This is a genomic window from Vibrio gallaecicus, assembly GCF_024347495.1.
GTDB lineage: Bacteria > Pseudomonadota > Gammaproteobacteria > Enterobacterales > Vibrionaceae > Vibrio > Vibrio gallaecicus.
Genome location: NZ_AP025491.1, coordinates 1,768,917 through 1,795,796 on the forward strand (window position 1 = coordinate 1,768,917; position 26,880 = coordinate 1,795,796).

Here is a 26,880-nt window from a genome sequence, read left to right on the forward strand (position 1 = left end):
ACGGTGTGTGAGCGGTATAGCCAAAGTTATTTTGGATATGGAAATTTAGAAAATACAGTGAGGTCGTCACGCTTTGTATAATGAAAACTAATATTACCTTTGATCAATCACTCACAAATTATCTATTCATGAGGTAAAGGCGTAGAGCATGGGAGTAGGAGGAGAGGATGAGCTCTACTCCTAAGAAGTGTGAGCTTAATGCCGATATTGAACGAACTTGTTTTTCACAAAAAATAAAGGGTGAGCAATTCACCCTTTATTTGTTCTCTTGATAGTTAAAAACCTATTAAATTGGGCTTTAAAGTCTGTTTTTTATGCACTAAATTTTCCGAATTAAAATGGTAGAGATAATACTAATGCCGATGTTGCTAATGGTTCTAATTGCAAGCTGATGAAGCCTTCTCCGTGGTTGTTCACTTTTAATGTAGCCTTTGAATGGTTGCCAATACATTCACTCATATCATAAACCCCTTCTTTTAAATCAATGGCTTGAAGAGTGCTTTGTGGAATCACTAGATCTATGAACTCCGAGTTATGCTGGTGGAAGTTTGCTGAAGCAATCACCAGTTCATTTTGATCATGGCGAATAAACGCGTAGCAGGAATCACTTAAATGGTTCGATTGATGTAAGTCGACATAAGCACCTGTCATGGATGAATGCTTAAGGGTGAAATTCATCACTGTTTTATAGAAGGCGCGAAGTTGCTTCTCATCATCATTGAGCTGCCCGCCGTCGAACTTCCCGTTATTCATCCACTTTTGGTGTTGAGGTACGCCAATGTAATCAAAGATAGAGGTACGAGAAGGTTGCCCAAATCCTGCATTTTCAGCCCCAGATTCACCGACTTCTTGACCAAAATACAACATGGTAGGTGAGCTACTTAATAAAGCACTGACTAGCATTGCAGGCTTAGCAATATTGGGATCACCGACAAATTCTGGTGAAGCAATTCTTTGTTCATCATGGTTATCAAGGAAGTGCATCATATGGTGTTCAATGTCTTGAAGTTGATGCTGAATTTCCGGAATGATAGCGGTTGATGCTTTGCCCTGCATGATGGCTTTCAAACCATCATAGAGATCGACCTTATCGTATAAGTAATCCATCTTGCCTAGCTTGATGTAATCTCGGTAAAGATGAGGTTGATACACTTCGGCCATTAAAAACGCTTCTGCATTCTTCATTTTGATTGAAGAGTTGAGGTAGCTCCAAAATTCAACTGGCACCATTTCCGCCATATCATAGCGGAAACCATCCACGCCTTTAGATAGCCAGTATAGAGCTATATCTCGGAATTTAACCCAAGAGTCAGGGACTTCAAATTCAAGCCAAAAGTGATAATGATCCATGTAATCGCGGTGTTCAAAGTCACGAGGTAACTCTGGGAAATCTTTGGTGCCATCAGGCTTAATGCCATAGTTCACTTTTACGGTTTCGTACCAGTCGTCGAAGTTTGGCTTGGAAAGGCGAGATCCATTACCTGTCCATTTTGCTGGGTTTTCAATAAATGGAGTCGCTAGGCTCGGATGATTTTCTCCACCAAGAGGCATGAACTCAGAGATAATATCTGGCAATTCAAATGCAGCGTTAGGGATATAATAGAAGTTATTATCGCGATGGTACTCTACGCTGGTATCGTCTTGGCTACCGAAATCTTTGATACCAGGCGGGTTGTTTTCCCCTTTGTATTGGCGTGCAACATGATTGGGTACGATGTCGATAATGACTTTTAAGCCGTTTTCATGGCTTCTTTGTATTAGCGCTTCGAACTCTTCAAGGCGAGAGGTTGGCTCATTAGCTAAATCAGGGTTTACTGAGTAGTAATCTTTGACTGCATAAGGAGAGCCAGCACGCCCTTTGACGACACTTGGGTGATCATTGGTAATACCAATGTCGTTGTAATCCTTGATGACAGCATGATGCGGGATGCCGGTATACCAAATATGGGTTATACCAAGATCTTTTATTTCAGCCAGAGCGTGATGCGTGAAATCACTGAATTTTCCTACTCCATTTTCTTCCATCGTACCCCATGGAGTATTGGTGGTATTTTTGTTGCCAAACAAACGTGTAAAAACTTGATAGATAGCATGTTTATTATTATTCATTGTTATAATTCCTTTATATTCCATCATGTTATGTAGGGATGGATAAGGCATTTAGGCTAACGTATTTGTAAAAAAGCTTACTCATCCTTTATAAAAGATTTAAGGGCGTAGCTGAGTTTTCTTTGAAGGCTTGAATCGCTAATCTAGGCGCGTCAGTGAATACTTCGCGCATTGAACATTCAGTCAGTTTAATAAAATTTAAATCTAAGGAGTCTTTTTGTCTCTCACTATCATTTTTAGCTGTATTTATTTAAGCATTGTCGCAGTGAGTATGCTGCTTTTTACTTCTTCTCAGGCGCTGTTCGTCGCCTACATTGTGATGAGCATTTTAACCTTCGCGCTTTATGCGAAAGATAAACGAGCGGCAATAAAAGGTAAGTGGCGAACCAAGGAAAGTACGTTACACCTGTTTTCTTTGTTGGGAGGTTGGCCTGGTGCGTTACTGGCGCAAGCGAAATTACGCCATAAAACTCAAAAGCAGCCATTTAAAGCTATTTTATGGATGTCGATTATCGGGAATATCAGTGCATTTTTGTGGGCTTTGACGGCGCAAGGACAAGCCGTGTTACAACCTATCCTTGCGAACTTATTGGTTAACTAAACTATTGGCTAACTAAATTATTGAGCAGCTATGTATCTAAGCAATTGAGCATTTAAAATGAACTGAGTTTTCAGCCGTGTTAAAGCGTTAGATAACTAGATAACGTTTTGACTCAAGGCCTAGAAGTTAGGTGAGTCAATGACTAGAAATTAGAGCATTGGAATTGTCGACGCGAGCAGTAAACCAGCCATCCCATAGTTGAAGCTCTTAATGCGCATTGGGGTCGTTAGCCAGTGCTGTAATTGTTTACCCGCTGCAGTCCAAAAAGTCACAGAAGGTAAATTGGCCAAGGTGAAAATCCCTGCAATGATGGCTAATTCCCACCAAGAGCTTCCAGAGCTATAGACCGAAACCGCTGTTAATGCCATTGACCATCCCTTTGGATTCACCCATTGAAAACTCGCCGCACCTAGAAAAGTCATGGGTTTGAATGTGTCTGAATTTTTAGCTTTGCCACTGGTAGCAATCTTGATTGCAAGGTACACCAAGTAAGCCAAACTCAGGTACTTTAAAACTTGGTGCGTGACTGGGTAAGCATTAAATACGCCCATTAAACCGAACCCAACTAATAGCAACATTACGGCGAAACCGAGTGCGATACCCAACATGTGTGGGATGGTTCGAGCAAAGCCGACATTAGCTCCTGAAGTCATTAACATGATGTTGTTTGGCCCTGGAGTAAAGGTCGAGACAAACGCAAATAACGCCAATGCACTGAGTTGTTCTAATGGCATAGTTTTCTCCATTTTTATTTATGCTGAGTAAGCACCGTATGCATGTGATGTACGAGCTTAAAATATGAGTGAATGCAAATAGTGCGAATGCAGAAGTGGTAAACCAACGAGCATTGAAATATAGGCATGAGAATCTTGTCTGACCGGTCAAGCTTCATACTAGGTGGAAAGCACCGCAATTTTGTGTTTATATTCATCTCATTAAGGATTTTTGAGCAATAAACAACGGCTATGGATAGATTTGACGAAAGAATATTGCATGAGCTAAAAGCTGACGGCAGAATCTCCAATGTAGACCTTTCTGAAAGGGTAGGGTTATCTCCATCAGCAACCCTAAGGCGAGTGCAAGATTTAGAGAAAAAAGGGGTGATTCAAGGCTATCGCGCGGTATTAGATAATGTGCAAATGGGCGTTGGTTTTATTGCTTACGTATCGATTGGTTTATCTAGCCACAGCAAAGCGGCTCAACTTGAATTCGAACAGCATGTCAGCTTAGAAAGTGAAGTAGTTGAATGCCACAATATTACGGGTGCAAATGAATATTTATTACGAGTAGAAACCCGTGATTTACCAAGTTATAAAAAGTTTCACGCTGATGTTTTAGGTGAATGCGCGCAAGTTCAATCCATTTCAACGATGGTAGTGATGGATACGCCAAAAGACGAACGCTAGCCATAACTATTCAATGAAAATCTTAGTTAAGGTTATGAAGTTTAATGATTTTAATTAGCGCTAAAGTTGTATGAAATGTTGGGTTATTGATTAAGGAAAGAGAGTGCCAAATACTAACCAGTTATTATTGTTTCTTGATGTTGTTCAGCAAGGGTCTTTTACCAAAGCTGCGGCTTTACACAATATGGATAACTCTTCACTTTCAAAACAAATTAAGAAGTTGGAAGCTGATCTTGGTGTGCAGCTTTTGAACCGCTCTACTCGGTCCTTTTCTTTGACCTCTGCCGGTGAAGACATTCTTGCTCAAACCCATGTTCTTCAAGATACGCTTGACCAAATTCAAGGTATTGCTGATTCGTATCAGTCTGAACCTAAAGGTATGTTACGAATTACGACTCCCATCTATTTTGGTCAACAATACCTGCAGCCGATAGTATCTGATTTTATGAAGCGCTACCCTGATGTGCAGATCACCTTGTCTTTAAATGATAAAAAAGCCGATATCATTGCTGATCAGTACGATATTGCTTTTCGAATTGGCAAGCTTGCAGAGTCTAATCTAATTGCTCGAAAAATTGCAGACACTCACTTTTTGCTGGTGGCTTCTAAAGAGTTTGTTGAGCAGCACGGTATGCCTGAAACTCCGCAAGATTTGATTAAGCTTCCTGCAATAATTTACAGCAATAGAGATATTAGGTTAGACCACCTTCGCATTAATGAAAGTCCGGGAAGTGACCTGTACCATAGTTGGAAAATGAAAGGCAATTTTGTTGTTAGTGATGTTCGAACGATCGTTGCTGGGGTCAGTGATGGGCTCGGCTATACCTTGCTTGACTTGTCTAACCTTCATTACTCAATGGAAGAATTGGGCTTAGTCACTTTATTGCCTGATTATCATATTTCGAGGTTAGATACCGCTATTTACGCAATATACCCGCACAGAAAGCAGACTAAGCTAGTCAAAGAATTTATCCAGAGTGTGCAAGACTATATTGGTAGTCCCCCTATGTGGGAAAAGAACCGACTAAAAAAGCAATAAATTACTGAACAAAGAATCTACCGCATAATAAAGGGCGTGCTTAAATGAGCGCGCCTTTGTTGTATTCGTCAGTATTAATGCTTAATAACACCGTAAACTAATAAGTATTTATAAGTTGAATTTACAATGTAAACTCTAACAAATACAAAGGTTCATGGACTATTTAAACCTCATGATATGTTTGCTTATACTTCAAATATCCTTTTAGGCAGTTCTGCCTTATTGGTTACTCCTAGAATCCAATATAGACCCACCAATTGAAAATGTATGATTGAAGATCACAATGGTCAACTCCAAATGAAATCTCATGTGCCAATGGCTGTATAGTGGCATTATCATCAAAAGTTGCTCACTTATGTCATTTTTTCCGGGAATATGCTTATTAATTCATGCGTCTTCTTCAGGTTTTCCATGAATAGCCGCTAAAATAGATATCATCTAAAGCTGATTGTATTTTCCACTTCGGTATTTGAAATCAGCTTACCAACATTAAGAATTTTTATGAGTACTATGGGAATCGCAATTGGTGCGACAGCTCTATCACTTTTGCTTGTGTTCATCTGGCTTATGTCGCTGTCTTTAAGAAAGCAGCGCATCGAGGAAGAAAGAAAAGCGCGTGAAGTGGCTTACCGAAAAGCGATTGAAAAAGCACGAAAACAAGAGAAGCAAGAACGTCTTTTTAAAGCTGAAACTGGGCATCTTCCCTCTATTCTCTTTCTAGCAAAAGAAGCGGAAAGAACGAATTTGAAAGAGGCTCTATATTGGTATGAAAAAGCCGCGCAGTTGGATGACATGAATGGCATGTATGGCATTGTGCGTATCAGCATGCGTAAAAGAGAAGATCTGATTCTAAAAGAGCAAGCGAATTTCTGGCAGCTAGCGATTGCTGGTTTAGAAGGGGATTTGAATGCTAAGTTTGAGATGGGTAAAGCGCTAATTTTCGGAAGAGGGACAACCAAAAATATCCCTAAAGGCTACTCATTAATTGAAGAATCAGCATCAGCAGGCAACCCAGAAGCCATGATTTTCATGGGTGATTGGAATGTTGATAAAACTAATCCTGAAGCCTCAGCCGAAGCTTCTGTAAAATGGTATAAAGGCGCAGCAGATAAAGGGAAAATTGAAGGGAGCCTTAAGCTGGGTGCAAGTTATTTAAATGGTGTAGGTGTTCCTAAGAACCATGGAATGGCATGTTATTGGTTAGAGAGTGCTGCTGAAAAAAGCCACCCTGAAGCGATGTGCCGTGCGGGTGAAGCATGGAGAGATCAAGGTGAGCACGGAAATGCGATTTCTTATATTTGGTTGTTTATGGCGGCCCACTTTGGTTATGAACCTGCAAGACCCATTAGAGATATTGTAGGGTCAAATTTAGGGGTTGATTCAGTTGTAGGTTTGCAGTCCTTAACGAAACCACTTATTGCGAAGTTAACCCAAAAATCAGTAGCTAAACATTCAATTATCCGAGCGTTAAATAAGCTATACAAACGTGGAGTGCCGATTCCTAAAAAAGTCGTTGAAGTGGAAGATGATTCAGACGAGATACAAGTTGATACGCAGCAACAGGAAAGCTTACAACGAGAACAAAGCCTAAATGATGTCGACCAAAAAGCAGGTGAGCAAGCAAAAGCGCCAGTTGCTGTCGAACCTTCGATACCTACTACGGCACTGGATTTTTCTCAGCCACTTAAGCCGCCCAAGATTTAACCGATTAGATTTAAATTAATTAGCTGTAAACGACTTAGTTTAAGCCCTTCAGTTCAGCGGTCGCTTATCTAAAGCTTGTCGCAACGAAATATAGATAAAACAGATAAAAAGAAACGGGGAAGCATTAGCTTCCCCGTTTTTTGTTGGAACTTAATCCAATTTAGCTCTGTCGCTCAGAATGTATTACTGTGCTTTTTGTTGCTCAGCTTTACAAACGGCCGCTGTGAACACAACATCAGTTGAGCTGTTCAGTGCTGTTTCTGCAGAATCTTGAATCACACCAATAATGAAACCAACCGCAACAACCTGCATTGCCACATCATTAGAAATACCAAACAGACCACATGCAAGTGGGATCAGCAGTAATGAACCACCCGCTACACCAGAAGCACCACATGCTGAAACCGCAGCAACAAGGCTAAGTAAGATTGCTGTGAAGATATCAATTTCAATACCCATAGTATGAACCGCTGCTAGCGTTAATACTGTAATCGTAATTGCAGCACCAGCCATGTTAATGGTTGCGCCTAGTGGAATAGAAACTGAGTAAGTGTCTTCATCAAGTTCAAGCTTCTTACATAAGTTCATGTTTACTGGGATGTTAGCAGCACTTGAACGAGTAAAGAATGCCGTCACGCCTGACTCGCGAATACATTGCAGCACAAGCGGGTAAGGGTTTTGCTTGGTTTTCACGAATACGATTATTGGGTTAACGACAAGAGCAATAATAAGCATTGAGCTTAGAAGTACTGCTAGAAGTTGACCATAGCTTGCTAGAGCATCAAAGCCTGTTGTTGCGAACGTTGCAGAAACAAGACCGAAGATACCAAAAGGAGCAAGGCGAATAATAAAGCGAACAATGTGAGACACGCTGTTACTTAAATCTTCAAATACCGCTTTCGTTGTTGATGATGCGTGGTGAAGTGCAAGACCAAGACCAATAGCCCAAGCAAGAATGCCAATGTAGTTAGCGTTCATTAATGCACTTACTGGATTATCAACAAGCTTGAATAATAATGTGTTTAGGACTTCCGCAATACCTTGAGGAGGGTTCGCACCTTCAGCGCCAGCAACCAGTGTCAAAGTGGTTGGGAACATGAAGCTTAATACAACAGCGGTTAGAGCTGCTGAAAATGTACCAAAAAGGTAAAGTACGATGATTGGTCGCATGTGGGTATGCTGACCTTTTTTCTGGTTTGCAATAGAAGCAGCAACAAGAATGAATACCAAAATTGGGGCTACCGCTTTTAATGCACCAACAAACAGGCTACCAAGTAGACCTGCATCTTGGGCTGCTGATGGTGACACCATTGCTAGAATGACACCAAAAACAATACCCGCAAGGATCTGGAGAACTAAGTTCCCACGAGCAATGCGAGCGACGATGTTGTTATTTTGCATAAAATACCTGCAATTATTTAGTTGTTATAGTTTGTCGTGTTTTATAAAAGCACGATCATTTCGTCTATTCATTAGCCGAATAGTCGTTATGGTAACTACATAATATTTTGTGTCTAGGATTAGTTTGTTTTTAGGGTAATTGTTTGCTCTATGTGCTTAATTTAAGTTCTAATGTTTATTTTATGTTAATTATTGGTGTTATTAACTATTTTACTTAACTTTTTTGTTGGTGTTTTTTAACCGTTTTAGTCAGGATTTGATATTCAGTGAGTGAATAGAAAGTGCTATATGAGATAGGTGTCTTAGGCTGGTATTTAAGCCGGTATTCGTACCTATAGTTACTGTGGGGCTTACTCGATTAAAAAAGAGCAGATTCAAGACAGCATTGCAGGAAATAAAACGCCCCTTAAAAAGGGGCATGGTAAGGTGATTTCAATGATTTATTCTGTTTCTAGGTTTCTAGGTTTCTAGGTTTCTAGGTTTCTAGGTTTCTAGATTTAAGCCTAAGAGCCACCTTGTTTGATGTTACGGCTTTCCGATTGTACGTTTCGGTACATTTTAGAAAGCTGTTTGTAGTGCGAACGTTGCTCGGCCAGAGTAGCGCCATTTCGAGCTTGTTCTCTCAGCAACTTTTGGTAATTCTTAAAGCGCCTTTCTGTCAGGTCTCCACTTTCAATCGCAGCCGTGATTTTACAACCAGGCTCTGATTCGTGGTGGCAGTCTGAGAAGCGACAGCGTAGAGCGAGCTCTTCGATATCAGAAAAGGTTTCACTTACACCATCAGCACAGTCGGCTAATTGAAGCTCACGCATCCCTGGAGTATCCAGAAGCAAACCGCCACTTCTAAGAGAATGAAGTGATCGAGATGTCGTAGTATGACGACCTTTACTGTCGTCTTCTCTAATTCCCCCAGTTTCTTGCTCTTCACTGCCTATTAATGAGTTAACTAATGTTGACTTCCCAACACCAGATGACCCCATGAGCGCGACGGTTTTACCAACTTTGCAAAAATGTGCCAATACCTGAGTAGAATCGATATCTAAACTGTTCACTGACTCAACCATTAGCATTGGGTCGAGTTGTTGAACTTGCATGATTTTGTCTTCTACATCGTCACATAAGTCTTTTTTGGTTAGAACAATAACGGGTTCTACTTGTGCTTCATTGGCAAGCGCTAAGTAACGTTCAATTCTGCTTAAGTTAAAGTCATTATTGAGTGAAACTACGATAAAAACAGTGTCAATGTTAGCGGAAATATACTGCTCAGACACTTTACTGCCTGCGGCTTTTCGACTAAATAGAGATTGCCTTTCTAGCAAGCGGTCAAACTGTTGTTCTAGCGTTAAGATCACCCAATCACCGACCGTCATAGCTGGTTGGCTATGGTGAATAGGTAAGGTTATTTCACCTTGTTCACTTGCTAGAGTATAGCCACTTCTATGATGAGCAACAACGCGAGCAATGATAGATTGGTCGTAGTCTTCAAGTGTTAGTTGTTGTTGGAATACAGGTTGCCATCCAAGTTGTTGAAGTGTCATTGGATGAGAAAATGCAGTTTGTGAATTCATTATTTGTTTACCCTAGACGTGCGAACTGCATGAAAAATTTCGTTTATTTGCGAGCTATTTAGCTTGCTGTACAGTAATGCGCTCGAGACGTCATAAAAACGTTTGAGTTAGGGTCAAATGGAATTGATGTAGACCCCGGTAATTAATTACACGGGTAAAGGTAGCGGGGGTAATAACTCAAATTTAGCTATTGGCTAGTGTTGAAACTGGCTAGCTGTGAAATTGAGTAATTAAATTGGTAGGAAATTAGTTGTCTTTAGGAGTTTCTACCAAGTTATACGCGCGATACTTTTACAGTCGTGTTTAGGTTCGTCATTACAATCATCTTGTGTCCTCCATTGGGTTAAATACGCGCTAAGCGTAACAGAAAACGGCGAGTGGTAAAAGTACTCGCCGCTTGTTTTAAAGAAGCTTAATGATGGGAGTGGTCCATCTTCTTCATGCCGCTCATAACCTTTTTCACAGGTACTTGCAGCGTTTGGGTTTCACCGTTTGCAAAGGTAAGCGTCATTTCAATTTCTTCCCCTTCTGCTAAACGTTTATCTAAATCAAATAACATGATGTGTAAGCTACCTGGCTTGAGTACTGCGTGGCCGTTTGCTGGTATTGCAATGCTTTGTACTTGGCGCATTTTCATTACATCGCCATCTTTAATCACATCATGAAGTTCGACTTTTCCAGCTGCGGGTGTTGATGCTGAAATAAGGGTACGTTCATTATCACCATGGTTCATAAGCGTAGTGAAAACAGCACTTGTTACTGATGATGGTGCCATAGCGCGGGCGTATAAGTCATGCGCCATGATGTCGGATTTAGCTTGAGCAAAAGGAGTGAGGAGCAACCCCGCAAGGGCGAGAGCTTTTAACTTCATGTTATTGTCCTTAATGGTTTTATTATAGTGTTATCGTGCTTTTAGTATTGAGCACTTTAATTTTATTGGGTCATTTCGTGACCCTTTCTTGGTCAAATTATTAAACCTAGCGATTTATCTACTTAAGCCACTTATCAGCCTAAATCGTTTGAATCTAACTAGTTAACCGCAAGCTCTTTAATCGCATTTACGATGGGAGCAGGGGTTAATGTGTGTGGCACTTTCGTAATTAGCGTACCGTCTGGCTTCAAAAAATAAAAATAAGAGCTGTGGTCTAACGTGTATTCCAGCTCAGAATCTTCAAGCACTGTTTTTCTAAAAATGACACCATAGTTATGAGCTAAAGACGTAGTTGCCTCTAACGAGCCAGAAAGCCCTTCAATCATAGGGTGGAAATATTGCGCGTATTGAGAAGACGCATCTGCAGCATCACGTTCAGGGTCTAAAGATATGAACATAGGACGAAGCTTAGCTTTATCTTCATCGGTAATTTGATTCAGCGCGCCAGCTAGCATGGCTAATGACGTTGGGCATACGTCAGGGCAACGTGTGAAACCAAAGTAGACAACCCGAATTCGTGGGTCGCTTTCATCAAATATGGTTGCTGGCTGACCACCTTTTCCATACAAAGTAGTTTCAGAAAGCTGTTGAGCTTTTTCTTGTTTGGCTTGAGTAGTCGCTTGCTCGTCTAAATAGACTTTTACGCCAAAACCTAAAACAAACGCTACGATTAGCGCTAAAGACCAATTTTTACTCATCTTGCCATCCTTATTGCTGGGTGAATCGTGGTTGTGCCGTCGGTTAACTCTCCAACCCAAGTCATTTTTTCAAGTGTACATACAGGAAGAATAATTTCGCCCTCATATTCATCCCCGCCTATCGATTTTAACTGATAAAGCGCGGTGCCCATCTCCATTTCTAGCCCTTTTAGCGATAACAGTAGTGTGTCTTGCTTAGCATTGGGCCAGATAACTCGAATTGTAGAAGGAATCAGGGGTTGGGCTGTATTTTTATCAAGTGACATTGAAATGGAGTCTTGTACACATGAGTCTGTTGACAGCATGCAATAGTCCGCGAGGTCGACATTTTCCATATCTGACCCAAGTGACTCTTGGACCTTATTGATAGCTTGAGGTCCATAAAAACCAGCGGCAAGGGCAGTAATCACCGCAACAACTTTAAATGCAGAATGCATCAGTCATATCCATTTGATTCTATAAAGTCGCGATATTATCACAATCGCCAATACGTATTTGTATCAAAAGGAAATTATGTGCTGATGCTAGTATTTTCCACAGGGTTTTTCTCATTGCTTATTATCATGATATTTATGGAGAAAGGCAGAAAGTAAGCGCTAAATGAGGGAAGTTGAAAAGAGGTAATGTGTAGTCTTGAATAAAAAGCCGCCTATAAAAGGCGGCGTTTGTAATGAAGCTATGTGTATTCAAATAAAGAAGTAAATACGTTAGATAAAGCGATTATTTCTCTTTACTGCCGTCGCCTGCAAACTTCTCTAGAGCAAGAACAAAAGTGATTGCAACAAGCATCATGGCAACTGCCAATACTAACTGTGACGGTTGTGATGTGAGGGACTCAAATTCAAATGGCGATAGGTTTTCTTGAATTAAAGGAACTTGCTCACCTTTTGAGTTGGTGCGCCAGCTGATGGTTTCTTTCCAAGGCCAGATTTTTGGAAGTGTACCAATCATTAAGCCGGTTAAAAAAATCAGAGTGAAATCTCTGAATGAACGAAGCAACCAAGAAAGCACATGTGAAAAGGTTAAAAGACCAATAACACACCCGCCAAGGAATAAGGCTAATACATCAACTTGAAAGCCTTTAACCGCCGCTAATACCGGTGTATACATGCCAATGAGAAGTAAGATAAAGCTGCCAGAGATTCCCGGTAAGATCATCGCACAAATAGCAATTCCGCCTGCGATTAAAATGTTGATGCTAGTAGGCTCCATCTGCAGAGGCTTCAGTATGGTAATACTGTAAGCGAATGCTACCCCTAACAGTAGAAACACAAAACGCAAAGCGTCTCTTTTTTCGACCTGTTTAAGAATATGGTAAATAGAGACTAGGATCAGTCCAAAGAAAAATGACCACAGTGGGATAGGGTGAGTGACCAGTAGCCATGAAATCAATTTGGCTAATGTTGCTATGCTGGTAAAAATACCACCAAACAATGAGATTAAGAAAAAGCCGTTGATGTGGTTAAATGCGGCTTTAAAACCTTCACGCTTCCATATGCCGAATAGGCTTGGGTTGATGCGTCTAATACTCTCAAGAAGAGTATCGTAAATTCCAGTAATAAAAGCGATGGTACCGCCCGATACGCCAGGTACAACATCTGCTGCGCCCATTGCCATACCTTTAAAAAAAGTGCTTAAGTAATTCATTGCTGCATATAGTTAATGATAATTGCCCGCAGTATACAAAGAATAGTGTAGAAAAAATATCAATTCTGGATGTGCAACTCGATGTCTTATGCGATTACGTTCGACGGATCGTAAAACTAATCAAACTGGGATTTGCTCACCCTTTGATAGCAACAGTATTCATATCTATTTTGCATGCAAATGCAAAGTGCAATTGCATAATGCAAATTCAGATTGAAAATTAGGAGTTTTATGCGACATTTGACCCAAAATAACCTAGTTTAAAGTTGGCACGCTACCTGCATTATATAAATCGACCCTTCTTAAGCCGAGGGTCACCTAGCCAACTGACGTTGTTAGTGAACCAATTTGTTCACGATATATATAGAGCCAATCGCGCTTATTGCGATTGGCTATTTTTTTGTCTGTCATTTGTGCCACTCTTCTTCACTTACTTGGCTTATGAGTGAATAACCCGTCATCCAGCGTATTCTCCTTCCCAAGACCCAAGATAAGCTAAAGCGGAACTCAAAGCTCTACCATCGCACACTATTTATATAATCTTACTAGTTAGGTTTTACTCAGTCATAAGCTTATTATGCAAAAAAGCCAACCCAGAATCGTTTCGATTCAGGCTGGCTTTATGTTTATTCTAGCTGGGGTTCTATGTGTGAACAGCGCTAGTCATTGATTGGGGTATTAGTATCCCATCAACTGTAATAAGTTCTCAGCAGTACTGATTGCTTCCTTTCTATTCGCAATATTCAGTTTCTGATAAAGGTTTCGAATGTGAGTCTTGATGGTTGTCCCTGCAACATCGAGTTCTTGGGCGATTTGTTCATTACTAAACCCAGAATAAATTAATCCTAGTACTTGCCACTCTCGTTGAGTCAGTGGGCTGGTGCGCACTAGCTCTGGGATGTTCGGGTGGTTCACTAAGTTTTCGACAAAGTCTTCATCAAAATGAATTGAGCGGCTGCGTTGTGTTGTAGAAATGTCTTTCATGATTTGTTGCGCTCGGTGGCGCTCTAAATCTCCAAGACCAGGTTTGCTACTTAATTTATCGAGAATGTGCCCGATTGTACTGCCATCAACCAAGAAGTTACCCACCATGCCGGTTTGGTTGGTCATTTGCAGCGCTTCTTCCAGAAGAGTTCGTGCATGGTCTTCATTTTGAGTTTGAATATGGTACACCGACTCAACAATGAGGTTTCGGTTCGTATCAGTAATCAAATGAGATTTAGCCGCTTCACTTTTTAAGAAATTTAAAGCGGTTTCTGCCTCTTCAAATTGATCCAAATAAATATGCGCTCGCACTATATTGCGCCATTGAAGTTGGCAGAAATGGTTGCTCGCCGTTTCAGGGCGTGCAGCTGCGTTTAGCCAATCTTGGATCGCTTCTTTGTTACCTTTGACTTGCCAGAATAAGATAAGTGACAAGGACGCATTAGCTGTCCAATCTACATGGTAAGTAGACTGGCGCAGTAAATGCTGGATTTGATCAATAAACTTTGCGGCTTTATCTATTTCACCGCGGCTAAGAGAAATACGCGCCAGCATTGAGTAGCTGTGAAGATGCTTGCTTGGTGAGTGGTGACCAAGAATATCTAAGCCCTTATAGCAACACTCTTCCGCCTCGTCTAATCGGTTCCAACACCAGAAGATTTGAGCGCGAACACGCAGTAAGAACTCATGCAGAGGGACGTATTGCAGTTGGTGTTCTTCAATTAACTTGAATGCACTGTCTTGCAGCTCAAATGCAGCTTGAACATACCCTTGAGCAATCAATATTTCACTTTGCTGGAGAATAGCCCATAAAGCTTGATGATAAACTTGATACTGACGAGCCAGTTTCTCTGTTTGCTGCATCATGGGTAGTGCACGGCTTAAATTACCCATAACGTGATTAACTTCGCCTACTACAGATGTCGCTACAATGCGGCTACGATAGACATTGGTATTGAGTTGGCTTAGTGCTAATTCAGCAAGTTCTAGAGCGTTTTCTGGATCACTACTGTTGATCGCAACTTGAGCTCTGAGTGCATTGTATTGCCCTTTATGTTGAGTATCTAACACAATGTTGCGCTCTTTATATTCCTTTTCGGCTTCTTCTAAAAGCGTACCTACTTGGTCATATCTATGTTGGCTTTGTGCAAGCCATGCTCTTAACATTGAAAGCTTCGGGTTGCCAAATAACTGGTCTCGTGTCAGTTGTTTAACTGCCATTTCCAAAGATGAAAGTTCACCCTGGTTAAACATCTTCCAGCCAGTGTCATTTAAGATTTGGACAATCAATTCACCGTCTTGTGCTCTTTGAGCATGTCGTAATGCTTGGTGAGGTGTATCTTGTTTCAGCCAGGCTTTTGCAGCAGAACGATGGAGCTCTTCTTCTTGTTGAGGGATTCTTGCTTGGCGCTCATGAGCTAAAAACTCTGCAAATAAATTGTGGAAACGGTACCAGTTATGCTCGCCTTTATGTTCACCTTCCAGCGGATAGATAAATAGTCCATATCGATTTAATGACTCGATCATACCTAAAGCGTCCTCACGTTCGGTGAGCGCGCATACGAGTTCATCATTAAAGTGATCAAGAACGGAACATTGCATTAAGAAATGTCTTGTTTCCTTATCCAGCAAGTCAAACACTTCTTCGACAAGGTAATCCCAAAGGTGCGCATGGTTGAAGTGAGAAACTGATTCAGCTGCTTGAACTAGAGTGCGCTTTTGGTGTTGCGCCTGTAAAGCAATTAATTGTAGGGCAGAAGGCCAGCCCTCAACATAGCTACATAGGCTGCCTGCCGTGGAGTCATCTATTCCATTCGCGACTCTTAAGTTAAAGAACCGAGTGGTTTCTTCTGTATCAAAGGCTAGAGACTCATTACCAATTTCAATCATCAAGTCACGGACACGAAGGTTTGCGGTGCCTAAAGGTGGTGTCGCGCGGCTTGTTGCCACTAGCGTTAGGTTGTCTGGCATGTGCTTCAAGAAGAAACGCATGGCTTCATGAATATCGTCATTAGCGATCAGATGGTAGTCATCCAGAACTAGAAAACACTCCTGATGAAAATTAGACATTTCTGCAAATATTTCACTTAGCAAAGAGTGAAGTGATGAAAATTGTCTTTTTTCCGCAAGTTTTTGAGAGTTTGGACATGCGTTTTGTGTGGCTTTATTTAGCGACTGAAGCAGGTAGTTAATGAACCTGAAAGCATCATTGTCGCTGTCATCAATACTGTACCAACCCACGTTTGGTTTATCTGCGAGCCATTGGGCCGCCATGGTCGTTTTGCCATAGCCTGCTGGGGAGCGAAATAATACAAGCTTATAAAATGGTGCTTGCTGTAATAGCTCCAATACTCGGGGTCTTACGATTGCATTATGTAAGCGACCAGGACGAGTCAGTTTTGATGGGATCCACATATCGAGTCTAACCTTTTAAGTGGTTGGTATAAGCTGCATATGAACCTTGGTTGCGAAATGCCATGGTTAAAGGGTAGCAGTACCAATTATCGTTTGAATTATGGGGGCATGTTACGTGAAGCGGAATGCAACAAACTATGATCGACTTCTTAAATCTTGCTCTTCTGCTTGTTTTGACTAATCTACGCCCCTTTTTTGTGATGTTTATCACTTATTGCTTGGGTTTTTGATTGTGAAGTGGTTCCTATCTGTACGGAAAATTATGCAACTTATGAAAGATATTGAAAATTTTTCGTGATCTGAACATCAAAATTGATAAGTGATTAGGTTTCTGTAAACAGAAATATTCCTAATTGAGGTTAGGTTATCGAATAGAGGCTTGTGATCGTAGTCACTCGAAAATTTTATTATGCGTCAGATGATGAGATTCAGATCACTAAGTGATTACGGGTACGCCCTCTACTCCCTCTGATCTACTCCTTATAGGGTGTAGTTTCGGGATGATGTTTAGTTAATGGTGACCATGCACGATATGTCACAGATGAATTAGAACTATTAAAAGCGAGATTTCTGAAATGAAACCAACTCAGCAAAAAACTTTCGATAAAGTGTCGTTCCAAGAAAGCGTTAAAAAGCATTTATCTGCAACTTACGCAACAACGATTGAAACAGCAGATAGCCGCGCATGGTACCTAGCAATGGGGCGTGCGCTAGCAGAATTGACAACATTTGATCTGCTAGAAACTGAAAATGATGAAAAAATCAAAAACGCGAAGAGCGTTAACTACCTTTCACTAGAGTTTTTGATTGGTCGCCTTACTGGTAACAACTTAATCAGCATGGGTCTGTACGAGCAGATCACTCATGCAATGGAAGAGCTAGGTCAAAACCTAACTGACCTACTAGAAGAAGAACGCGACCCATCACTAGGTAATGGTGGTCTTGGTCGTCTTGCTGCTTGTTTCATGGACTCTTGTGCCGCTCAAGAATACCCAACAGTAGGCTACGGTCTTCACTACGAGTACGGTCTATTCAAACAATCTTTCCAAGATGGTCGTCAACAAGAAGCACCAGACGCATGGCGTGGTGTTGAAGGTTACCCGTGGGAAGTTGCTCGTCCAGAACTAGCACAACACATTGGTTTTTACGGTCATGTAGAAGTTGAATACATCGACGGTAAAGAAGTTCGTACTTGGGTTCCAGGTATGGAAGTAAAAGCAATGCCTTGGGATCTACCTATCGTAGGTTACGAGTCAAACACGGTTTACCCGCTGCGTCTTTGGGAATGTCAGGCAATCGCACCATTCTCACTAGCAAGCTTCAACAACGGTGATTACTTCGAAGCGCAACACTCGCTAATCGATGCAGGTAACATCACTAAAGTACTTTACCCGAACGACAACCACGAGAAAGGTAAGACTCTGCGCCTAATGCAGCAGTACTTCCACTCAGCAGCGTCTGTTCGCGATATTCTACGTCGTCATGAAGCAGCAGGTTTCTCTCTAGAAGATTTGCCTAAACAAGAAACGATTCAGCTTAACGATACGCACCCAACGATTGCGATTCCTGAGCTAATGCGCATCTTGATTGACGAGAAAGGTCTATCTTGGGATCAAGCATGGGAAATCAGTGCTCATACGTTCGCTTACACGAACCACACACTACTTCCTGAAGCGCTAGAGACTTGGTCTGAATCTTTGATTAACCGTCTTCTTCCACGTCACATGGAAATCATTTTTGAAATCAACCACCGCTTCATGCAAGAAGTTCGCAAGATGTGGCCTGGTGACGGTGAGAAACAAGCGAAGCTTTCTATCATCCAAGAAGGTTTCCACCGTATGGTTCGCATGGCAAACCTATGTGTGATTGGTTCTTACAAAGTAAACGGTGTAGCTGCACTTCACTCTCAACTGGTTAAGAAAGACTTGTTCCCTGAGTTCAACGAAATCTTCCCAGGCAAACTGACTAACGTAACGAACGGCATCACGCCACGTCGTTGGTTGAAGTTCTGTAACCCAGGTCTATCTACACTAATCACAGGTAAGATCGGCACTGAATGGCCAGCAAAACTTGAGCAGCTTGAAGGCATCGCTAAGTTTGCAACAGACGCGAAATTCCAAAAAGAATTCATGGCTGTTAAGAAAGAAAACAAACAGCGCCTTGCTGATTGGGTTCAAGAGAACATGGGTATCGAGCTAGATACTAACGCTATCTTCGACGTTCAAATCAAACGTCTTCACGAATACAAGCGTCAGCACCTAGATTTGCTACACATTCTATCTCTGTACCACCGCATTCTTAACGAACCTGGTTTCGAGTGTGAGCCACGCGTATGTTTCTTCGCAGCTAAAGCAGCACCTGGTTACCACCTAGCAAAAGAAATCATCTTCGCGGTTAACAAGATTGCAGAGAAGATCAACAACGATCCTCGCATCGGTAACAAGCTTAAAGTGGTATTCATCCCTGACTACCGTGTAAGCATGGCTGAAATCATTATTCCAGCAGCAGACGTTTCTCAGCAAATTTCACTTGCAGGTAAAGAAGCTTCTGGTACGGGTAACATGAAGATGGCTCTAAACGGCGCGTTAACCATCGGTACGATGGATGGTGCGAACGTTGAGATTCGTGAAGAAGTTGGCGATGAAAACATCTACATCTTCGGTCTAGACGTTGACGGCGTTGTTGCACTGAAAGCTCAGGGCTACAACCCATACGACTACTACAATGCAGACCCACTACTGAAAGCATCTCTTGACCTATTGACAGGTGATGAGTTCTCTCCAGGTCAACCAGGTCTTCTACGTGCAACGTTTGATAGCCTACTAGACGGTGGTGACCCTTACCTATGTCTTGCAGACTTTGCTTCTTATGTTCAAGCACATGAAGATATGGGCAAGCAGTACAAAGACCAAGCTGGCTGGGCTAAGAAAGCGATTCTTAACACCGCATTGGTTGGTAAATTCACATCAGACCGCTCAATACGCGACTACGTGAACAACATTTGGAAACTTGAAGCAGTAAAACGCTAAGAGTTTGAACAACGCCAAGGCAGTACGCTGCCTTGGCCTTTTAATTGATAGAACCCCTACAGATTTGGAAGGCGTAAAAGCAGTGCCTTCGGAGAGAGCGATGAAAGAACAAAACGTATTAAAACAAGTCGCAGAAATGGCAAACATTGCAGATAGCTACGTTAGTGCATGGGGCGATGAAGCTAAAGTTTCAGATGAGACAATTACACATCTATTGGCTTCACTTGGCTATGACACAAGTAATGATGCTGCATTATTGAAGTCAGCAGAAAAGAAACACAAGAAAGACGTATTAGACCCAGTTCTTGTTTTGCGTGATGGTGAGCCCGTAGAAGTGGCGCTTAACCTAGGTGCAAGTGCCCGTGAAAGTGAGTTTAGCTGGCGCTTAGAAACCGAGCAGGGAGAGGTACTTGAAGGCTATCTTCAATCTCAAGTCGTTCGTGATGAGCGTGCAGAGGGTGGCCCTTTAGTGTTTGCATTGCCAAGTGATTTGGCATGGGGTTACCACAAATTGATAGTGAGCCGTAAGCGTCGTAAAACACCTTATGAAATGGCACTTATCATCACACCAAAAGCATGTTTCAAACAAGATGCCATTGATGATGGTAAAAAGCTTTGGGGCCCAAGCGTTCAGCTTTACACATTGAGAACTCAGCACAACTGGGGTATTGGTGATTTTGGCGATCTAAAACAATTGGTTGCAGATATCTCATCACGTGGCGGCGACTTTGTCGGTTTAAACCCGATTCATTCTCTATTCCCTGCGAACCCTGAAGGGGCAAGCCCGTACAGCCCGTCTTCACGTCGTTGGTTGAATATTCTTTACATTGATGTGAGTTCAGTTCCTGAGTTCTCTCTAAGTGCAGAAGCGCAGCAAACTGTTGGCAGTACTGAGTTCCAGCAACGTCTACAAAAAGCGCGTGAATCACATTGGGTAAATTACACAGAAGTTTCAGATCTGAAGATGAGCATTCTTCCTCTTCTTTTCACGGAATTCAAAAAACGCCACTTAGATAACACAAGTGATCGTGCCCAAGAGTTTTTAGCGTTTGCTGAGAAAGGTGGTGATAGCTTAACTCAACAAGCTGCATTTGACGCACTGCATGCTGATCTTCACTCGGAAGATAGTGGTATGTGGGGTTGGCCGGTTTTCCCAGAAAAATACCGTACATTTGATAGCCCAGCGACTCAAAAATACATCAAAGACAACCAAGAGAAAGTACAACTTTACATGTACTTACAGTGGATTGCTGATTGCCAGATTGATGATGCTCAGCGTTTAGCTGAAGAGAAGGGCATGGCGGTTGGTCTGTACCGTGATTTAGCCGTAGGTGTTGCTGATTCAGGAAGCGAGACATGGGCTGATGAAGGCAACCTAGTGATGGATGCGAGCATCGGTGCTCCACCAGATATTCTTGGTCCTCTTGGTCAAAACTGGGGCTTACCACCGCTAAACCCAGAGGTGCTACAAGCAACCGGTTATGATGCGTTTGTGAAATTGCTACAAGCTAACATGAAACATTGTGGTGCTTTACGCATTGACCATGTTTTAGGTCTACTACGTCTATGGTGGATTCCACGTGGTGAAGATGCAACCAAAGGTGCATACGTTTACTACCCAGTGCAAGACATGCTTTCAATTCTTGCGCTTGAATCTCATCGTCATCAGTGTAGTGTGATTGGTGAAGATTTAGGGACTGTTCCTGACGAAATCGTTGATATTCTTGCGGATGCAGGCGTGCACTCATACAAAGTATTCTTCTTCGAAACATCAGAAGATGATGGTGGTTTCATTTCACCTAAACACTATGCTGGTCAATCGATGTCTGCATTATGTACGCATGATATGCCAACACTTCGTGGATTCTGGCACTGTGATGATTTAAAAATGGGTGAAGAAATTGGTCTATACCCTGATGCGGCTCAACTAGAAACGTTATTCGTTAATCGTTTAGAGTGCAAGCAAGGCATCTTAGACTCAGTGGCTTGGCATGGTTACCTACCAGAAGGTGTGGGACGTGACGCAAGCCAAGTGCCAATGGATTCATACTTGGCAGAAGCGCTGCAGCTTCATGTCGCGGCAGGTTCATCAACCTTACTTAGTGTTCAGTTAGAAGATTGGTTAGAAATGGATCAGCCAGTGAATATTCCAGGAACTGTTGATGAGTATCCAAACTGGCGCCGTAAGTTATCGATGAATTTAGACGAAATCTTTGCACACGAAGGTGTAAATAGAGTGGCATCGCGCCTAACAGAAGTACGTAGCAAAGCCGGTGAGTAATCTAATGAGTGAGCGGGAATGTAGTGCACTTTATTGCAGTCGAATACGAAACTACAACCTTGGTCACTCAATCACAGGCCTTCGTCAGGTAAACTGAATCGTCGTTATATTGCCCGCACTATTAGCGGGCATTTTTGTATAGTAATTTTTGATGTTTGGTTAGGGAGATAAGTTTTGGAAAAAAGCGTCATTTCAAAGCAAAAACAAATATATACCCAACTATCACAGGCTTCATATGCTGACCCATTTTCATTTTTGGGCCCATACTTACCGGCAGCCGAAGGTGCGTTGCGAGTATGGATCCCTGGGGCAGATAAAGTAGAGTTGATTGTTGGAGATGAACCACGCGTAGAGTTAAAGCGAGAGAATGAAAGTGGATTTCTTCTAGAGCAAAAGCGCGACTTACGTTTTACACATTACCAACTTGCGATTAATTGGTCGGGTGTTGAACAGATCATTGATGACCCATATCAATATCATGGCTTATATGCAGGTTACGAAGAGCTGCATACACCGAAAGAAATGTACAAGCACATGGGTTCGCAATTTGTGACTCTAGAACGTGATGGACAGACTATTTCGGGTACACGATTTCTTGTGTATGCCCCGCATGCCACGGCAGCAAGTTTAGTTGGTAATTTTAATGAGTGGGATGGTCGCCGTCATCCAATGCAACGTTTGGATTATGGTCTTTGGGGGCTATTCATTCCTAACTTGGAAGAAGGCGCTCAGTATAAATTTGAATTGAAAGGACCAAATGGGGAAGGCTTACCTCATAAAGCGGATCCTTGGGGTTTCTACTCTGAGCAGTACCCTTCTTTCTCATCAATTACGTATGATCACAATCGTTACGAGTGGCAAGACACTCAATGGCAAAACCGCCCAGTGACAGAGAAACGTAAAGAAGCTTTATCGTTTTATGAACTTCATGCAGGTTCTTGGAAACGTAACGCGGAAGGTGAATTTTTAAATTACCGAGAACTCGCTGCTGAGCTAATACCGTACCTAACAGATTTAGGGTACACACACGTTGAACTGATGCCTGTATCTGAGCATCCTTTCTACGGCTCTTGGGGTTACCAACCAATTGGTTTATTCGCTCCGACTAGTCGTTTTGGCTCACCTGATGACTTTAAATACTTTGTTGATCAGTGCCACCAAGCCGGTCTAGGTGTTGTTCTGGATTGGGTTCCAGCGCATTTCCCTTCCGATGACCACGGGTTGGCTGATTTTGATGGAACGCCTTTGTTCCATGATCCGGATCCACGTAGAGGCTGGCACCAAGATTGGAATTCATACATTTACGATTTAGGTCGTGAACATGTTCGCCGCTTCTTAGTTTCAAATGCCTTGTATTGGTTTGAACAGTTCCATATTGATGGTATCCGTGTGGATGCTGTTGCTTCAATGCTATACCTTGATTACTCACGCAGTCATGACCAGTGGATACCTAATGTCGATGGTGGCAACGAAAATTACGATGCTATTGCGACGTTGAAATGGATGAATGAGGAAGTGTATAAACATTTCCCTAATGCCATGACCATTGCTGAAGAATCTACGGCTTTCCCTGGTGTATCTGCACCAACATTTATGGGGGGCTTAGGCTTTGGCTTTAAATGGAATATGGGGTGGATGCACGATAGCTTATCTTACATTCAAGAAGACCCGATTAACCGTAAATACCACCACGACACTATTACTTTCCCGCTAGTGTATGCACACAGCGAGAATTACGTATTGTCTCTTTCTCACGATGAAGTGGTTTACGGTAAAGGTTCTATCCATGACAAGATGCCAGGTGATGAGTGGCAGCAAACTGCGAACTTACGTGCTTACATGGGTTACATGTATGCTCAACCTGGTAAGAAGTTGAATTTCATGGGTGCTGAATTCGGTCAAACGGCTGAATGGAATCATGACGATCAACTGCAGTGGTTCTTGCTAGATTACGAACGTCACCAAGGTTTGCAGCAGCTAACAAAAGATCTGAATAATTTATACCGTTCAGAGCGAGCGATGCACGAACTGGATTCTGACCCTAAAGGGTTTGAGTGGCGCCTACAAGATTCGGCTGAAGCGAGTGTGTTAGCACACGAGCGTATCAGTGAGTCGGGTGAGCGTGTGTTGGTTGTTTCTAACTTTACACCTGTTCCTCATGAACGTTTCCGTTTAGGCGTACCAAGCTCAGGTCGCTATTCATTGCTATTAAACACGGACTCAAAAGAGTTCGATGGTAGTGAATATGAAGTAAAAGAGACTGTTGAAATTGAAGATATTCAAAGTGAAGGTTTAGCTCAATCTATTGAGTTGAGGTTACCGCCACTGTCTACAGTTTTCTATAAACTTAATTAAAGGTGAGTTCGCTTACTTTTAATAAATGTGCTTTGAGTTAGCTATTTTGTACTTCTTGTACGGCAGAGTTGATTCAAGTTACTAATATAAAAATACCGCTCAAAGTTGAGCGGTATTTTTTTGATTAAAGCTGTTTTAAGTAATGCGATTTATGTGTAACTCACCAGCCACTAATCTTAAAACGGATACCAGAATAGTTGCTCTTCGAATACTCGCTTTGTAACTGCTAGAACAACGATGATAGAAATAAAGCTAAGTACGGCAAAGTCGATTCGCTTTAAAGGTGAGTAGCTGTACCAAGTACGAGATTTATGCCTGCCAAATCCACGTAATGTCATCGCATTAGATATTTCATCTGCCCTATCTAAACTCGAAAAGATCAACGGTCCAAGTATCTTCGCCACGTTTTTAATTCGGGTAATTAGAGATGCTTTTTTAGACAACTCTACGCCTCGTGCTTGCTGTGCATGCATAATATTTACAAAGTCTTTTTTCACTTCAGGCAGATAACGCAGTGTAAGGCTTACAGCATAAGCAACTTTGTAAGGCACACCTATGCGGTTCAGGCTCGCTGAAAACTCAGTAGGATGTGTTGTGAATACAAAAATGAGCGCGATAGGGAACATGCTCATGTACTTCAACGTCACAGTTATCAGATAAAACAGAGTCTCTTGGCTTAATGAATAATTTCCCGGTAAAGCAAATAGAATGTGCTCACTGCCAATTAACTCGGGTCCTTGCTGAGGAGCAAGTAAATACATGAAAAGTGCATTTAGCAGCAATACACTTGCAGTACCTATAAGCAGCGGCTTATAAACACGCACTGGTACTTTTGTCATCTTAAGCAGAACTAAACCAGTAAATATCAGAGTCAGGATGAGTCTAATATCAAACGTGGTTAAGACGACGGTTACCCATGCAAGAAAAAGGGCGAACTTGGTAATACCATTAAGTGCGTGCAGTGGTGATTGAGTATCGATGTAATTGATACCAAATTTCACTTTTGATGCATTCATAATGAACCTCGCTCATAATCAATAAAATGCTGCATGAATGCGTTGGTCTCTTCAATTTTCATCTTACTTGCAAGTTCATAAATACTTGTGGTGCTCAGATTAGCCCTTTCCAGCAAAGATGGTTGGCTAAATACTTCAGTCATTGGGGCGTTAGCAATCAGTTTGCTATCGGCAATAACAATTGATCGAGTTGTGTATTCAAGGACCAAATGCATGTCATGAGAGATAATGACGACAGTAATCCCAAGCTCATTATTCAATTTCTGGATGAAATTCAACATAGATGTGTAGTTACGGTAATCTTGCCCTGAAGTTGGTTCATCGAGAATGAGAAGTTCGGGTTCAAGTACTAAAATAGAAGCAATAGTGACTCGTTTTTTTTGTCCATAACTCAAAGCTTCAATTGGCCATTTTCTAAATTTACTCAGCCCACAAAGTTCAAGAACAGACTCTACTTTACTTTTAACTACTGATTCTTCTACGCCACGGTTGCGTAAACCAAATGCTACCTCATCAAAAATCATGTGGTGTGAGATCATATGGTTTGGGTTCTGCATAACCACACCTACTTTTTGGCTTCTTTCAAAAATAGACATTTGAGAAAGTTCTTCACCATTTAAGTAAGCAGAGCCAGAGTCAGGCTCGATAACGCCCATGATAATCTTAGTAATCGTAGATTTACCCGATCCATTCTTGCCTAAGATAGAGACAAATTCACCTTTGCCAACTTTGAAGCTCACATCTTCAAGCGCATTCTTTTCGCCATCATATGAATAAGTTAAGCCATGAACTTCAAGAAGAGTCGGAAAGTTCTGAGCAGGGGCGACGCTTGGTCTTTGTTCAAACCATGTTTGGATACTTGGTCGGAATTTTTTGAAATCAAGTTGTTCGAATACCGACAGTTTATCTTCTTCAGTTAAAGGTGCTTTTGCGGCTTTAAGCGTAGAAAGATACAGCGGTTCACGGATCCCGTGTACATCAAGTAAACCAGAAGCAAGGATTTCATCAGGTGTCGTGTCTGCGATGATTTCGCCACGCTCCATTAAAATCACACGGTCTATATGCTTATGTAAAACATCTTCAAGACGGTGCTCAATAATAATGATGGTCTTATTCGTTTCTTGATGGAGTTGATCGATGATCTCGATTGTTGCTTTGCTCGTTTTAGGATCCAAACTCGCGAGAGGTTCATCAAACAACAGAACATCGACATCATCAACTAAGATTCCAGCTAAAGATACGCGTTGCTTTTGTCCACCAGATAAATCATGAGGTGAACGATCTAACATGGTTTCAAGGTCGACCATTTTTGCCGTCGACTTCACTAACGGGTACATATCAATGTTAGACATTTGCTGGTTTTCTAATGCAAACGCAATGTCTTCACCGATACTCAACCCTACAAACTGGCTGTCAGTGTCTTGTAATACAGTGCCTACTTGCTCGGTATAATCGTGCATGTCGAAGGTAGACGTATCCTGCCCATTTATCTGTAGTGATCCAGAGGTTTCACCTTTAATCGCATGAGGAACCAGACCATTTAGGCACTGCCCTAGGGTAGATTTACCACTACCACTAGGACCTATAATGACGATTTTCTCTCCTTTCTCTATCCTTAGATTGATATTGTTTAGCGTCGGTTTATCCAGCGACTCATATCTAAAAGAGAAGTTCGAAAATGCTATAGTCATTATCG

18 protein-coding genes are annotated in these 26,880 nt (G+C 41.8%); 7 read left to right on the top strand and 11 right to left on the bottom strand.

The features are described from left to right. Window positions 1–333: 333 nt before the first annotated feature. Window positions 334–2,109, bottom strand: a complete 1,776-nt coding sequence (locus OCU78_RS22710; RefSeq protein WP_137371915.1) for an alpha-amylase family protein — start codon at window positions 2,107–2,109, stop codon at window positions 334–336. 271 nt (window positions 2,110–2,380) lie between these two features. Here OCU78_RS22710 and OCU78_RS22715 point away from each other — a divergent pair, with 271 nt between their 5' ends. Continuing rightward, window positions 2,381–2,710, top strand: a complete 330-nt coding sequence (locus OCU78_RS22715; RefSeq protein ID WP_137372264.1) for a DUF1294 domain-containing protein — start codon at window positions 2,381–2,383, stop codon at window positions 2,708–2,710. A gap of 149 nt (window positions 2,711–2,859) precedes the next feature. Here OCU78_RS22715 and OCU78_RS22720 read toward each other — a convergent pair whose 3' ends face one another. Next, window positions 2,860–3,444, bottom strand: coding sequence for a LysE family translocator (locus tag OCU78_RS22720; protein WP_137371916.1), 585 nt, complete (start codon window positions 3,442–3,444; stop codon window positions 2,860–2,862). 231 nt (window positions 3,445–3,675) lie between these two features. Between OCU78_RS22720 and OCU78_RS22725 the strand changes: the two genes are divergently transcribed. From OCU78_RS22725 to OCU78_RS22735, 3 genes are all read left to right on the top strand, one after another. Continuing rightward, a complete protein-coding gene (locus tag OCU78_RS22725) occupies window positions 3,676–4,116 on the top strand; it encodes an Lrp/AsnC family transcriptional regulator (RefSeq protein WP_137371917.1) in 441 nt (146 codons plus the stop codon). A 103-nt stretch (window positions 4,117–4,219) separates the two neighbouring features. Beyond that, entirely contained in the window at window positions 4,220–5,155 is a 936-nt protein-coding gene (locus tag OCU78_RS22730) for a LysR family transcriptional regulator (protein WP_137371918.1), read from the top strand. Between the two features lie 501 nt (window positions 5,156–5,656). Beyond that, window positions 5,657–6,859: a tetratricopeptide repeat protein gene (locus OCU78_RS22735; protein ID WP_137371919.1), complete on the top strand. Its 1,203-nt coding sequence runs from the start codon at window positions 5,657–5,659 to the stop codon at window positions 6,857–6,859. Between the two features lie 183 nt (window positions 6,860–7,042). Here the strand turns inward: OCU78_RS22735 and sstT are convergent, their stop codons facing one another. The 7 genes from sstT to malT form a co-directional block, all read right to left on the bottom strand. Next, complete coding sequence (sstT, locus tag OCU78_RS22740) at window positions 7,043–8,260, bottom strand: serine/threonine transporter SstT (protein ID WP_137371920.1); 1,218 nt, start codon at window positions 8,258–8,260, stop codon at window positions 7,043–7,045. A gap of 503 nt (window positions 8,261–8,763) precedes the next feature. Further along, on the bottom strand, window positions 8,764–9,828 hold the full coding sequence (rsgA, locus tag OCU78_RS22745) for a ribosome small subunit-dependent GTPase A (protein WP_137371921.1): 1,065 nt from the start codon (window positions 9,826–9,828) through the stop codon (window positions 8,764–8,766). Between the two features lie 412 nt (window positions 9,829–10,240). Beyond that, on the bottom strand, window positions 10,241–10,699 hold the full coding sequence (locus OCU78_RS22750) for a copper chaperone PCu(A)C (RefSeq protein ID WP_137371922.1): 459 nt from the start codon (window positions 10,697–10,699) through the stop codon (window positions 10,241–10,243). Window positions 10,700–10,857: 158 nt separating this feature from the next. Continuing rightward, window positions 10,858–11,457: an SCO family protein gene (locus OCU78_RS22755; RefSeq protein ID WP_137371923.1), complete on the bottom strand. Its 600-nt coding sequence runs from the start codon at window positions 11,455–11,457 to the stop codon at window positions 10,858–10,860. Beyond that, window positions 11,454–11,894 carry a hypothetical protein gene (locus OCU78_RS22760; protein WP_137371924.1) on the bottom strand — a complete coding sequence of 147 codons (441 nt, stop codon included), beginning with the start codon at window positions 11,892–11,894 and terminating at the stop codon, window positions 11,454–11,456. The genes OCU78_RS22755 and OCU78_RS22760 overlap by 4 nt, the downstream gene beginning before the upstream one ends. Window positions 11,895–12,177: 283 nt before the next feature. Next, window positions 12,178–13,104, bottom strand: coding sequence for a DUF368 domain-containing protein (locus tag OCU78_RS22765; protein WP_137371925.1), 927 nt, complete (start codon window positions 13,102–13,104; stop codon window positions 12,178–12,180). 678 nt (window positions 13,105–13,782) lie between these two features. Then, window positions 13,783–16,503, bottom strand: a complete 2,721-nt coding sequence (gene malT, locus OCU78_RS22770; RefSeq protein ID WP_137371926.1) for an HTH-type transcriptional regulator MalT — start codon at window positions 16,501–16,503, stop codon at window positions 13,783–13,785. Between the two features lie 575 nt (window positions 16,504–17,078). Here malT and OCU78_RS22775 point away from each other — a divergent pair. The 3 genes from OCU78_RS22775 to glgB all read left to right on the top strand — a co-directional run bounded on the left by OCU78_RS22775 (window position 17,079) and on the right by glgB (window position 24,168). Then, window positions 17,079–19,532 carry a glycogen/starch/alpha-glucan phosphorylase gene (locus OCU78_RS22775; protein ID WP_137371927.1) on the top strand — a complete coding sequence of 818 codons (2,454 nt, stop codon included), beginning with the start codon at window positions 17,079–17,081 and terminating at the stop codon, window positions 19,530–19,532. A 100-nt stretch (window positions 19,533–19,632) separates the two neighbouring features. Next, window positions 19,633–21,813 carry a 4-alpha-glucanotransferase gene (malQ, locus tag OCU78_RS22780; RefSeq protein WP_137371928.1) on the top strand — a complete coding sequence of 727 codons (2,181 nt, stop codon included), beginning with the start codon at window positions 19,633–19,635 and terminating at the stop codon, window positions 21,811–21,813. 174 nt (window positions 21,814–21,987) lie between these two features. After that, complete coding sequence (glgB, locus tag OCU78_RS22785; protein WP_137371929.1) at window positions 21,988–24,168, top strand: 1,4-alpha-glucan branching protein GlgB; 2,181 nt, start codon at window positions 21,988–21,990, stop codon at window positions 24,166–24,168. Between the two features lie 176 nt (window positions 24,169–24,344). On the opposite strand, the gene OCU78_RS22790 is transcribed toward glgB, so the two are convergent. Beyond that, window positions 24,345–25,184: an energy-coupling factor transporter transmembrane component T family protein gene (locus tag OCU78_RS22790; protein WP_137371930.1), complete on the bottom strand. Its 840-nt coding sequence runs from the start codon at window positions 25,182–25,184 to the stop codon at window positions 24,345–24,347. Then, the gene (locus OCU78_RS22795) at window positions 25,181–26,875 is read right to left on the bottom strand and encodes an ABC transporter ATP-binding protein (protein WP_137371931.1); all 1,695 of its coding nucleotides are present in this window, start codon (window positions 26,873–26,875) and stop codon (window positions 25,181–25,183) included. The genes OCU78_RS22790 and OCU78_RS22795 overlap by 4 nt, the downstream gene beginning before the upstream one ends. Between the last annotated feature and the right edge of the window lie 5 nt (window positions 26,876–26,880).